Genomic DNA, 12,767 nt, shown 5'->3' with positions numbered 1-12,767 from the left:
GCTCAAGCGCAGATATTCCCCGGAGGAAACCCCATGTCCACTGCCATCGTCACCGAATCAACGCCTCAGCAACACGCCCCCGTTACCTGGCGGCCGACCGAGGAAGAGCTCCGCAACTGCGAGATGAGCCGGTTCGCCCGGTGGTCAGAACGACGCTTTGATCGTCAGCTGCCGGACTTCCGGGCGCTGTGGCACTGGTCGGTCACGGAGACCACGGAATTCTGGCGGGCGATCCCGGAGTACTTCGACGTCCTCGGCAACGGTTTCGCCGACAGTTCCGTGCTGACGGATGACACCATGCCTTTCGCCACCTGGTTCCCGGGTGTAAGTCTCAATTTCGCCGAGAACGTGCTTCGCCACGCGTCCGACCCTGCCCTGCGCGATAACCCCGCCATCATGCAGGTGGAGGAGGACGGCCGTCGCACGGCGATCCGCTGGGCCGAACTCGAGTCCCAGGTCGCTTCATTGGCACGCACCCTGAAAGACCTGGGCGTTGAACCCGGCGATCGCGTGGCGGCGGTGCTGCCGAATATCCCGGAAGCCGTGATCGGCCTCCTGGCGGCAGCCTCCATCGGCGCGGTGTGGACCATCAACTCCCCAGATCTCTCCGCAGAGGCCAGTGTGCGGCGGGTCCGACAGCTGGAACCGAAGGTCCTGTTCGCCTGCGACGGCTACGTCTTCGGCGGTAAGGAACTGGAGCGGCGTTCCCACACGGCCGAGGTCGAGGAGAACCTCCCCTCACTGATGGCCACCGTCCTGGTCCGTACGCTGGAGCCGCATCGCGTGGCCGGCGAGATGGTCGGACATGCCCACAAAGACCGCCAACGGGTGGCCTTCGATGAAGCCGTCAGCACGCCAACTCCTCCGCGTTATGAGCGGGTGTCCTTCAACGCCCCGTTGTGGGTCCTGTTCTCCTCCGGCACCACCGGGGAACCGAAGGGGATCGTGCACGGCCACGGCGGGATGGTGCTGGACAGCCTCAAGGGCATTTCGCTGCACCAGGACATGGGACCGGGTGACGTCTACTATGTCGCCGCCAACACCTCCTGGATGGTGTGGAACACGCTGGTACAGAACCTGCTGGTTGGCGCGGCCATCGTCACCTATGCCGGTTCCCCGAAGGTGACCGGTAAGGACCACCACTTCCAGATCATCTCGGATCTGAAGGTGACCCAGTTCGCCACCGGCGCGGCGTACCTGTCCATGGTGGAGAAGTCCGGCCTGGACCCCCGGCGCGGGCGTGACCTCTCGGCGCTACGCTCCATCCTGTCGACTGGTTCCCCACTGCCGCCGAGTACCTGGCTCTGGGTCCACGAGGCGATCAAACATGATGTGCACTTGGGCTCGGATTCCGGCGGCACCGATATCTGCGGCGGTTTCCTTGGCTCCAACCCGATGGAACCGGTGCACTTGGGGTTCCTGCAGGGTCCACTGCTCGGCGTCGCCGCAGCAGCTCACGATGATGATGGTCGGCCGTTGATCAATGAGGTCGGTGCCATGGCGGTCACCCGCCCGCTGCCCTCGATGCCGCTGTTCCTCTGGGGCGATGAGACCGGCGAGCGCTACCAGTCGTCCTACTTCACGGCGGAGCCCGGGGTGTGGATGCACGGCGACTGGGTCACCCGCACCGAACAGGGCGAATTCATGGTTCACGGTCGCGCCGACGCCACCCTGAACCGGCAGGGCGTGCGCATCGGACCGTCGGATATCTATGACGCGCTGCAGGAGATCGATGAGCTCGAGGACTGCCTCGTGCTCGGCGTCGAGGAGGAAGACGGTGGCTACTGGATGCCGCTGTTCGTCGTCCTCGCCGACGGTGCCGTGCTGGACGACGCCTTGCGGGATCGTATCCGGCAGACCCTGCGCGACCGGGCGAGTGCCCGCCACGTTCCGGACGAGATCATCGAGACACCGGCGATCCCGGTGACCCACACGATGAAACGGCTGGAGGTGCCCCTCAAGCGGATGTTCAGTTCCCGCCCCGGTGGAAAGCCCGTCAACCGCGACTCGGTGAAAAACCCCGAGGCCCTGGACTGGTTCCGGGCCTTTGCAGCCGCCCGTCGTTCCGGTCAGGCGGCCTAGGATCTACCGGAATCGACAGCACGAAGATAGGGAGCGGAAAAGCCATGACTCAGCGAGTTCTGATCACAGCCGGTGCCAGCGGAATTGGATGGGCCATCGCCCAGGCCTTCCTGGCGCAGGGAAGCCAGGTCCACGTCTTTGACGTCGATCAGGGTGCCGTGGACAACGTCCTGGGCGGCCGGGAGAACCTCAGCGGCAGCGTCGGCGATGTCACCTCTGAGGAGGATGTCGTCCGGCTCGTCCGCGCTCTCCGGGAGAAGTGGGGTGGGCTCGACGTCCTGGTCAGCAACGCCGGCATCGCCGGCCCCACTGCCCCAGTGGAGGACTACGAGCCCGCGGCCTGGAGGTCCGTGGTCGACGTCAATCTCAACGGCTCCTTCAATGTGGTTCATCAGATCGTGCCCTTGTTGAAGGACAGCGGTGGTGGTTCCATCCTGGTCATGTCCTCACTCGCCGGTCGCTTCGGGTATCCGAACCGTATCGCCTACTCCACCACCAAGTGGGGCCTGATCGGATTCACCAAGACCCTGTCCCTGGAGCTCGGGCCGCACGGCATCACGGTCAACTCGATCCACCCCGGCGCGGTACAGGGAGAACGCCTGGACCGGGTGTTCGAGGGGCGGGCTGAGCTTTCGGGACGAAGTATCGAGGAGGAGAAGGCCGCGGGAATGGAGAACCAGGCGATCAAGTCCTTCACGGATCCGGCGGATATCGGGGCGCTCGCGGTGTTCCTCAGCGGCCCGCACGCCCGGACGATCTCAGGACAGCAGTTCCCCATCGACGGTGACTCCAAGGCGGCGCAGTAGACCTGCCGGTGCCCCGGCGCAGTAGCCCCAGGACGTCGATAAAAACTCAGCCAGCCCGGACCCTGATCACCACCCCGCGGTAGCCTCCCGCAGCTTCGCGTAACGGTCAAGGGTGTCCTGATTGCGCTCTCGGGCCACCGCACCGGTGCCGGGGACCGGCCACTGCGGGGGCTGCTCCGCCCCGGACAGCACCCAGGCTGCCTGGCGGGCGGCCCCGAGGGCGACGTACTCGGCCGGGTCCGGCACCACGACGTCGACACCGAAGATCTCCGGCGCAATTGTGCGCACCGCCTCCGACTGGGCTCCCCCGCCGATCATCAGCACGCGCTCGGCCTCGACCCCGGTGGCGTCATTGACAGCGCCGACGGCATCCCGCAGGGAGCACAACAGGCCCTCGACGGTGGCGCGGGCGAAGTCCTCCCGCGTGGTGGCGCTGCTCAGGCCGACCAGGACGCCGGTGGCGCTCGGGCGGTTGGGAGTGCGCTCACCGTCTAGGTAGGGCTGGAGCACGAGCCCACCGGCGCCGGGTTCCCCGGCCAGGGCGAGGGCGTCGAACTCATCCCACTCCACGCCGAGGATGCGGCGTCCCAGCTCCAGCACGCGCGCCCCGTTGAGGGTGCAGGCCAGCGGCAGATAGGCGCCGGTGGCGTCGGCGAAGCCGGTGACCAGACCCGCCGGGTCGTGCACGCTGTCCGGCACTGCCGCCGAGGCGACGCCGGAGGTGCCGATGGACACGCTGACGTCGCCGGGGCGCAGGCCCAGGCCCAGGGCCGCGGCCATGTTGTCCCCGGTGCCCGGCGCGATGGCCGCACCCCCGGGTGCCCCGGCCAGGGTGCCGACCTGTTCGTTCGGCTCTGCCAGTTCCGGCAGTTCGACGGCGCGGCCGAGGGCCTGTTCCGCGAGTTCCGGCAGCCAGCGGCGCTGACGCGTGCTGTAGTAGCCGGTGCCGGAGGCGTCGCCGTGGTCGGTGGTCCTGCGCCGGCGGCCACCCAGGTGCCAGGTGAGGTAGTCGTGCGGAAGCAGCACGCTTGCGGTGCGGGCGGCATTCTCCGGTTCGTGGTCGCGCAGCCACCGCAGTTTGGTGGCGGTGATGGAGGCGACGTGCAGGCTGCCGGTCTGCTCCACGCAGGCGGCCGGTCCGCCGAGTTCCTCGATGAGCTGTTCGGCGGCGGTGGCCGAGCGGGTGTCGTTCCACAGCAGCGCGGGCCGGACCACCTCCCCGTGCTCGTCGAGGGCGACCATGCCGTGCTGCTGGCCGGCGACGGAGACGGCGTCGGCACGCTCGATCAGCCCTGCGGTGGCGGTGTCCATGGCCGTGAGCCAGGCGGCGGGGTCGACCTCGGTGCCGGTGGGGTGGCAGGCGCGCTGCTGGCCGACGACCTCGCCGGTCGCGGCGTCGACGAGCACGGCCTTGCAGGACTGTGTGGAGCTGTCGATCCCCAGTACGAGCGTCATGGGCGGTCTTCCTTTTCGTCCGTTGTGGTGTCGGGGTGTTCGTCGTATCCCGTGCCGTCCGGCCCCACGACGTGGACGTGGGCCGGGGACTGCGCCAGCAGTTCCCGCTGGGTGGGGCTGACCCGCCAGTCGACGACGATGTGGTCGAACTCCTCGAGCGGGGCGACCCGGAAGACGCCGGGGGCGTCGAATTTGCTGGAGTCGAGCACGAGCACGCGGGTCGCCCCGATTCCGATGAGGGTGCGTTTCGTGTCCGCGGCCTCCATGTCGGGGTGGAACAGTGCGGCCCCTCCCCCGGTGACGGCGCGCACCGAGGTGGTGGACACGAACGAGATGTCGGCCGACAGGCGGGAGAGCTGTTCCGAGGTGGTCGCCCCGAGGAACGAGTCAGTTTCCGCGAAGTAGAGCCCCCCGCAGCCGATCATCCGGATCCCGGTCATCCCGGCACGGTTGCGATGATCGCTCATTGCCTTCAGCGAGTGGGTGATCAGGGCCGAGGGGCTGCTCTCGGGAAGCCCCTCCACCAGGGGTTCCAATGTAGTGGAATCGTCGACGGCGACGACCGTTCCCTCCGGGATCAGCCGGGCGGCGGCGGCACACAGCGCTTCCTTGATGTCACGGTGGAGCTGGCGCCGCTGCCCCACCCCGAGTTCGCTCATCGAGGGCGAGACGGAGCGGGCGCCACCCCGGATCCGTTCCAGCAGGTGTTCGGTGGCCAGCGCTTCCAGGTCACGATGGATGGTCATCGCGCTGACATCGAAGTGCTCCGCCAGCTGCTCCACTCGGGCGGAACCGTGGCGGGTGACGAAGGCCACGATTCGTTCGCGCCGGCGCTCCTGAGTGGTGGCGGGGATTACTCGGGTCATGGGGCGAATTTAGCACGCCGCCGCAGCGAAAACCACGGGTAATTAACATAAAAATGTTAGTTCTTGCTTTTTTCTAACACTATGGCGTTAGATTGGTGTGGTCAGCGTGAGGCAGCGCACATCTGCCCACGGATACATCCCCGCCCACAGGGAGTTAACCCATGGCATTGCACACGACCTCCGCCGTCGGCCCAGCAGCCGACACCCCGCCCCCGGCACCGCGCGCCGGCGCCGGCGGACTGGTCGAGCGACTCGGCATCCCCCGTCCCCTGATCTTCGGCTTCGTCGGCCTGACCATCTTCATGATCGGCGACGGCGTGGAGACCAATATCCTCGAACCCTTCCTGAGTTCGGAGCATGGCTTCAGCGTCTCGCTGGCCGGCACCCTGGTCACCGTCTACGGCGTCGCCGTGGCCATCGCCGCCTTCTTCGCCGCCGCGCTCTCCGACCTGTGGGGCCCGCGCAAGGTGATGATGCTCGGCGCCGCCGTCTGGGTGACCTTCGAGCTGGCGTTCCTCTGCGTCGCCCTGACCACCGACTTGACCTGGTTGATCTTCCTCACCTATGGCCTGCGCGGCTTCGGCTACCCCTTCTTCGCCTACGGCTTCCTCGTGTGGATCACCGCCACCGCCCCGGCCCAGCAGCTGGGCACCGGCGTCGGCTGGTTCTACGTGGCATTCTCCGCCGGCCTGCCCACCCTCGGCGCCCTGACCGCCACCGTGTCCATGCAGTTTTTCGACCTGACCTTCTATCAGACGCTGTGGGTCTCCCTCGGCCTGGTGCTCATCGGCTCGCTGATCGCGTTGCTCGGCGTGAAAGAGCGCCGGGGCCGGTTCCCACTGGTCTCAAACCCGGAGGCGGTGAGCCAGACGCTCGGTCAGGGATTCCGGCTACTGCGCCACGACCGCCGCGCCCGCTTCGTCACCTATATCCGCACCATCAACTCCATCCCGACGTACGCGATGGCGGTGTTCTTCCCCTCCTTCTTCACCGATGACCTGGGCTGGCAGCTGGGCTGGTTCCTCATCCTGACCACCGTCATCTACGCGGTGAACCTGCCCTTCAATCCCTTCTACGGCAAGCTCGGCGATAAGTTCGGCTGGGCGCGCACCGTGTTCTGGGCCGGAGCCGTCGCCTGCGCCGTCACGCTCGCGATGGTCTACTTCATCCCGATCGTCGCCCTGTGGCTGGGTGCCTCCGACACCGTGGCCTTCGCGATCACCCTGGTCGCCGGCGCACTCTTCGGCGTCTCCCTGGCCGGCTACGTCCCGCTCTCGGCACTCGCGGTCTCCCTCGATCCGAAGCACCCCGGTGCCGCGATGGCCACCTACAACCTGGGCGTCGGCGGCGCGGTCGCCGTCGGCCCGCTGCTCGTGGCCGTCCTGCACCCGCTCATCGGCGCCACCGGGCTGGTCCTGGTGATGGTCGCCCTCTACTTCCTGTCCGGCTGGATGTCGCTGCAGCTCAAGGGCACCCAGCCCGGCTTCGACGGCGTTCCGGCCATCGACGGCGACGCCAAGATCGACGACCTCACCGACGCCGAGTCCACCCGCCACTGACCCACGCCCCCTCCAGGAGAGAAACCATGTCCCCGCTCCAGCTCAACAACACCAACCTCGGCACCATCACCGAGGTCTCCGGCACCGCCGTCCCCCACTACGACCGCTCCCGCATCACCCCCGGCATCGTCCACTTCGGTGTCGGCGGGTTCCACCGCGCCCACCAGGCCATGTACCTGGACCGCCTGATGCAGTCCGGCGAGGCGCTCGACTGGGGCATCATCGGCATGGGCGTCATGCCGGGCGATGTCCGCATGCGCGACGCCCTCGCTGGCCAGGACCACCTCTACACGCTGAGCACCAAGGTCGCCGACGGCCATGTCGAACAGCGCGTCATCGGCAGCATCATCGACTACATCTTCACCCCCGACGATCCCACGGCCGCCGTGGCAACGCTCGCCGACCCCCGGATCCGCATCGTCAGCCTCACCGTCACCGAGGGCGGCTACAACATCGACCCCGCCACCGGCGAGTTCGACCACGGCAACGGGCACATCGCCCACGACCGTGCCGAGCTCCGGGCCGGGCGGCACGATTCGCTGCGCACCTTCTTCGGACTGATCACCGCCGCCCTGCAAACCCGCCGCACCGCCGGAATGGCCCCGTTCACCGTGATGAGCTGCGACAATATCCAGGGCAACGGCGACCTCGCCGAGCACTACTTCCTCGCCTTCGCCGAGTCCGTGGACCCCGCCCTGGCCGAGTGGATGCGCCGTGAGGTCGCCTTCCCGAACTCCATGGTCGACCGCATCACCCCGGAGACCACCGACGACGACCGCGCCGAGATCGCCGCCACCGGCTACATCGACGCCTGGCCGGTGGTGGCCGAGGACTTCACCCAGTGGGTGCTCGAGGACCGCTTCGTGGCCGGGCGCCCCGCCTTCGAGCGGGTCGGCGTCGAGGTCGTCGATGACGTGGTGCCCTATGAGCTGATGAAGCTGCGCCTGCTCAACGCCTCCCACCAGGGCCTGTGCTACTTCGGGCATCTGGCCGGCCACCACATGGTCCACGGCGTCCTGGCTGACGAACGCTTCCGCCGATTCCTGCTGGCCTACATGGAACGCGAGGCCACCCCGACGCTGCGCCCACTGCCCGGCGTCGACCTGGACGCCTACCGCCACAAGCTCATCGAGCGCTTCGGCAACGCCGCGGTCAAGGACACCGTGCCGCGGCTGTGCGCCGAGTCCAGCGACCGCATCCCGAAGTGGCTGCTGCCGGTCGTGCGCGAGAACCTCGCCAACGGCGGAGACGTCACCCTCTCCGCCGCGATCGTCGCCTCCTGGGCCCGCTACGCCGAGGGCGTGGATGAACAGGGCCGGTCGATCACGGTGGTCGACCGCCTGGCCGGGCGGCTGCAGGAGAATGCCTCCCATAACCGCGTGGACATTCTCGCGTTCCTGCGCGACCGGGAACTCTTCGGTGATCTGGCGGACCTGCCCGCCTTCACCGAGCCCTACGCGCGGGTGCTGCGGTCACTGCACGAGAAGGGTGCGGAGGCCACGCTGGACGAGATTCTTGCCGAGGTGGGTCAGCCCGTGGGAACGGTGGTCTGACGGGCGAATGCCTCCACGACTGAGTGGGCGCAGAGATGACGCAAAAAACTGACTTTTCCAGAGTGGGTAACGAATCCTGAAGGCAGGACACATGGGCAGGGCAATTATATAGAGACCCGAACCCGTACATGCTGCGTCATTCTGGTTATCACGCACAGGTCAGCCATCCCTTTGAAAACCGGAGCTCACTAATCTGCACGCTGTCCACAGGCCATCTGCCAGGCTCGGAGACATGTGGGCAGCAGACCCGCTGGAGCCACAATTCGGCGAAACCGCCCCGGACACTTCTGTGCCCGGGGCGGTTCCTCTCCCCTTCGTGTGGGGCCGCTTTCCAACGCCAGGGTCTCCACTGTCGTCGCGCTACTGCGCTCTACTGAGCATTGGTGGTCTGCAGTTCTCGGTGACTGAGCCGGAGGACCGAATCCTGCTGCTCGTGCTGCTGCCTAGCGGTGTCAGCATTGAGATGCAGCACGGTTTCCAAGGCGTCGCGAAGCGCTGCGGTGGGATCTGACACCAGGCGTGCCTCGCGGTAACCGACGTGGTTGTCGGGCCGGACCAGCAGGCAGCCGTCGTCCTCGATCTCCCGGAGTCGGGCCCAGTCGCCGTAGGTGTCGGTGTAGTCCTGGTCGGGGCCGATCTTGTAGGCGGGGAGCTCGAAACCCAATTCCTGCGACAGTTGCCTGGCGGCATCCACCCATGCTTGTCCATTGGTTCCGGTCAAGATGGTGAAGCGACCATCCCCGCAGATGTCCAGGGTGGAGACCTTCGGTGCAGCCGGGCTCGGGGTGTTCAGCCAGGCGTGCGGCAGACGCGCACCCGGGTGGGTAGTCGGCTGATAGTGCAGCTGCGGATCCCGATCGGGCTCAGGCCAGTCGGTCCCGTCAGAGACCACTGCGGCGGATTCGTAGCGTTGCCCCAGCTCCACCCCGAGCGCGTTGAACTCGTAGTTCTTGATCTCCAGGGCCTTATGCAGCGCCTGGCGGCGGCGCTCGCCCTCCGCAGTCGGCTGCTTGCGCACATCCATCGCCGCCTGCATGGTGTCCGCGTCATCCGCCGGGTCGATGCCGAGCGCATCCAGCACGTGATCGAACTCGGCGATGGACTTATTCGCGCGCCGCACAATCTGGCGGGCGACGGGGACGCGTTCGTCCTGGTAGGACTGAATGAGCTCCTCACCGGCCTTGCCCTTGAGGATATGGGCGATTTTCCACGCCAGATTGTAGGAATCCTGGATGGAGGTGTTCGACCCCAGGCCGTTGCCCGGCGGGTGGCGGTGAACGGCATCGCCGACACAGAGCACACGCCCCTTCATGTTCTCCGTGGCGTAGATGTCGTTGACCGTCCACAGCGACCAGTGATGGACCTTGATGTCCAGATCGGGAATGCCGACGAGGTTGCGGACGATCTCGGCGGCCTTGGCCTCGTCCATCTCCGGCGGCGGTTGATTGATGTCGTAACCCCAGGTGACCAGCCACTCGTTCCAGGGCCGGACCATGCGCACCAGGCCCAGGCCGATGCCACCGACGGAGGCACCCGGCTGGAGCACCCAGTACAGGGAGGACTGGCGGTCCTGGCAGTACTCGGTCAGGTCCATGTCGCAGTGGATGTTCATGGACCCGGAGACTCCCATCTGCCCGTCCATCGGCAGCTGGAGGTCGGCGGCGATCTGGGAGCGGCCACCGTCCGCGCCGATGAGGTACTTCGAGTGCACGGTGTAGGTCTGACCGGTCAGCCGGTCACGGACCACGGTGTGCACCCCCTCGGCGTCCTGGGCGTGGGAGACGTACTCGGTCTTCCAGCGGAAGACCGCCCCGCGGGCCATGGCGTTGCGCACCAGGATCGGCTCGAAGTGGGTCTGGGGAAGGTCGCAGTTCAGCGAGGGGGAGGCTGCAATGTACTCGCCCTCCCGGTCCGGGCCGGTGCCCCAGGAGCGGACGCGTCCGAACTCTTCGCCGTTGATGGCGGTGCAGAAGACGGTCTCGCCGATCATGTGGTGCGGGACTTCTTCGGCCTTGACCTGGTCCTCGATGCCCATGTCGCGCATGATCTCCACGGTGCGCTGGTTGGTGATGTGCGCTCGAGGGGTGTTGGCGGTGTTGGAGTACTTGCTGGCCACGACACAGTCGATGCCGTAGGTGGACAGGAAGAGGGCTGCCGAGGAGCCGGCGGGCCCCGAGCCCATGATAAAGACGTCAGTGCTGAAATCAGCGGAAGTGTTGACGGCCATGATGATCAGTTCTCCTCATACACGGGGTTTGCGGGGGCGAGCACGATATCGAAGCGAGTCTTGGTCCAGGTCTGGTCCCCCAGGTCGCGCTCATTCGGGGTCGGGGTACCGGCCGGTTGCTGCTCGAAGCGCTTGATCAACGAGTCCTTGACCCCGAATACGGAGTCGCCGATCTCCAGCTGGGGGTCGCCGTCGACGAAGATGTGGGTGACCAGGGTGCGCAGGTTCTCGGCGGTGACCATGAAATGCAGGTGCGCCGCGCGCACCGGGGACCGGCCCACTGCGGTGAGCATCCGACCGACCGGCCCGTCGTGCGGGATCGGGTACGGCACCGGTGTCAGGCCCCAGAACCGGTACTCGCCCTGGTCATTGGTGTACAGATGAGCACGGGCGGCGGTGCGGTCGTCGCCGTACTGGACGTCGTAAAAGCCGTCCTCGTCGCATTCCCACACTTCGATCCGCGCGTTCGGAACGGGGTTGCCGTCGGTGTCGGTGACTGTGCCCTCGATCCACGCCGGCTGGCCCGTCGCACCGTTGGCGATGTCTCCCCCGAGCGGGACCTCGGGTGCCTCGTCGACGAAGAAGGGGCCGAAGACAGTCGCCTCGGTGGCGTCCTCATATGCCTCGTTATTGACCGCGATGGTCTGCATCGATGCACCCAGGGTGTCCGACAGCAGGACGAACTCCTGGCGCTTGTCATCGGTGATGTGGCCTACCTGGGTGAGGAACTCGATCGCGGTGTTCCACTCCTCCTCGGTCAGGCGCACGTCCCGGATGAACTCGTGCAGGTGCACCGTCAGGCGCTGCATGAGGAACTTCAGGCGAGGATTATCGCAGTCGTCGAAGGAGGCGACGACGCGGTCGACGAGATCGTCCTCGACACGGCGCTGAGCAGCGGAGATCTCGGTGTGATGGGTCGTGGTTTCGGTGGCGGTGGGCATGAGTGCTTCTCCTAGTGCGGGACGACGGCCATATGCTCGCCGCTGAAAGCGGTGGCCAAAAGGGCGGTGAGGTTGGCAGAGGTCAGCGGTACTGGGTTGTTTGTCGGCGCTGCGGCAAGAATCCGGTCAACGGCTTCCGGTATCCCGTCTTCCGGCATGCCAAGGTCAGCCAGTGAATGTGGTGCGCCCACGTCGTGGGACAGCCGGTCGAGTTCGTTGACTGCGTCCTCACCTCCCAATGCAGTGGCCAGGGCATCAGCTGCGTTCGGTACAGCCGGTAGGTTGAGAGCCATCACGTGGCGCAGGACCACCGCGTGGGTCTCGGCGTGCGGTAGGTTGAAGGTGCCGCCGAGCACATGGCAGATTTTGTGGTGCAGGCCCGAGCCCGCGGAGGCGAAGGCCACGCCGGAGAGGTAGCAGCCGTAGAGTGCCTGCTCCCGGGCGTGCTGTTCATCCCCGCTGGCCAACTTCCTCAATGCGGGCGCCAGTGCCCGGACTGATTCAAGTGCCAGTGCCCGGTTGATCGGGTCCGACTTCGGCGCCCACAGGGAGTCCACGGCGTGCGCCATGGCGTTAAGCCCGGAAGCGATTGCCATGCCGCGGGGCAGGGTGGCCACCAGGTCAGCGTCGTAGACGACGACCGTGGGCAGCACGACCGGGTCGACGCCGGTGGTCTTGGTGCGCTCCTCGGTGATCCCCCACACCGGCGTGGCCTCCGAGGCGGCGTAGGTCGTCGGCACCGCGATGATCGGCAACGAGGTCTCCAATGCCACCGCCTTCGCCAAACCAGTGGCTGACCCCCCACCGATGCAGATCAACCCGTCCGCCCCGGCTTTCCGGGCGGCAGCGGTCGCGGCGTCGGCGACCTCCCGCGGCACGTGCTGCACCGCATTCTGCCAATGCAGGGCTGGCGGTAGAGCTACGGCCAGCCTCTCGGCCACCTGATGGGTGCCCTCCGTGGAGATGAGCATCGGCCTACTCACCCTCAACCGTTCTGCCTCGCCCAACACCCTGTCAACCACTCGCCCGGTGTCCAGGATGACCCTTTGTGCGAGAGTGTCATGGGTAAACGCGCGAATTCCCATGTTCTGGTCCTTTCCTGACGACCCAACTCGAAATGAATGAGAATCTTTTAGATTGAACTGCCAGTATTTCGTCATGCAGCGAGTTTTTGTTCTTTCCTGGCTTTCAACTGCTGGAGTGCCCCGTTGACCAAAGTCTGCTGAGCCACTCGGACACGTCTTCGCAAAGCGGAGCGCTCATTTGGGAAGGCCGCGC

The 12,767-nt window shown here is 66.6% G+C and carries 9 protein-coding genes; 4 read left to right on the top strand and 5 right to left on the bottom strand.

The window, feature by feature from the left end:
- The first annotated feature begins 33 nt into the window (after positions 1 to 33).
- Complete coding sequence (locus tag A605_RS00685; protein WP_027004178.1) at positions 34 to 2,082, top strand: acetoacetate--CoA ligase; 2,049 nt, start codon at positions 34 to 36, stop codon at positions 2,080 to 2,082.
- A 44-nt stretch (positions 2,083 to 2,126) separates the two neighbouring features.
- Positions 2,127 to 2,888, top strand: a complete 762-nt coding sequence (locus tag A605_RS00680; RefSeq protein ID WP_015399577.1) for an SDR family oxidoreductase — start codon at positions 2,127 to 2,129, stop codon at positions 2,886 to 2,888.
- Positions 2,889 to 2,954: 66 nt separating this feature from the next.
- Here the strand turns inward: A605_RS00680 and xylB are convergent, their stop codons facing one another.
- Entirely contained in the window at positions 2,955 to 4,343 is a 1,389-nt protein-coding gene (gene xylB, locus A605_RS00675) for a xylulokinase (RefSeq protein ID WP_015399576.1), read from the bottom strand.
- Positions 4,340 to 5,209, bottom strand: coding sequence for a DeoR/GlpR family DNA-binding transcription regulator (locus tag A605_RS00670; protein ID WP_027004177.1), 870 nt, complete (start codon positions 5,207 to 5,209; stop codon positions 4,340 to 4,342). The genes xylB and A605_RS00670 overlap by 4 nt, the downstream gene beginning before the upstream one ends.
- 161 nt (positions 5,210 to 5,370) lie before the next feature.
- Between A605_RS00670 and A605_RS00665 the strand changes: the two genes are divergently transcribed.
- Together A605_RS00665 and A605_RS00660 are read left to right on the top strand one after the other, a co-directional pair.
- Positions 5,371 to 6,768 (top strand): RbtT/DalT/CsbX family MFS transporter, encoded by a 1,398-nt coding sequence (locus A605_RS00665; protein ID WP_015399574.1) that lies wholly within the window; start codon positions 5,371 to 5,373, stop codon positions 6,766 to 6,768.
- A gap of 26 nt (positions 6,769 to 6,794) precedes the next feature.
- Positions 6,795 to 8,321, top strand: coding sequence for a mannitol dehydrogenase family protein (locus A605_RS00660; protein WP_015399573.1), 1,527 nt, complete (start codon positions 6,795 to 6,797; stop codon positions 8,319 to 8,321).
- A gap of 370 nt (positions 8,322 to 8,691) precedes the next feature.
- Here the strand turns inward: A605_RS00660 and A605_RS00655 are convergent, their stop codons facing one another.
- Genes A605_RS00655 through A605_RS00645 form a run of 3 tightly spaced genes read right to left on the bottom strand, consistent with a single transcriptional unit; the run spans position 8,692 to position 12,574 of the window.
- Positions 8,692 to 10,548: an FAD-dependent oxidoreductase gene (locus A605_RS00655; RefSeq protein ID WP_015399572.1), complete on the bottom strand. Its 1,857-nt coding sequence runs from the start codon at positions 10,546 to 10,548 to the stop codon at positions 8,692 to 8,694.
- A gap of 5 nt (positions 10,549 to 10,553) precedes the next feature.
- Positions 10,554 to 11,489 (bottom strand): dioxygenase family protein, encoded by a 936-nt coding sequence (locus A605_RS00650; RefSeq protein ID WP_015399571.1) that lies wholly within the window; start codon positions 11,487 to 11,489, stop codon positions 10,554 to 10,556.
- Positions 11,490 to 11,500: 11 nt separating this feature from the next.
- Positions 11,501 to 12,574 (bottom strand): maleylacetate reductase, encoded by a 1,074-nt coding sequence (locus A605_RS00645; protein ID WP_015399570.1) that lies wholly within the window; start codon positions 12,572 to 12,574, stop codon positions 11,501 to 11,503.
- Between the last annotated feature and the right edge of the window lie 193 nt (positions 12,575 to 12,767).

It is taken from the genome of Corynebacterium halotolerans YIM 70093 = DSM 44683, from assembly GCF_000341345.1.
Taxonomy (GTDB): Bacteria; Actinomycetota; Actinomycetes; order Mycobacteriales; family Mycobacteriaceae; genus Corynebacterium; species Corynebacterium halotolerans.
This window is presented reverse-complemented; position numbering and strand designations above follow the sequence as displayed.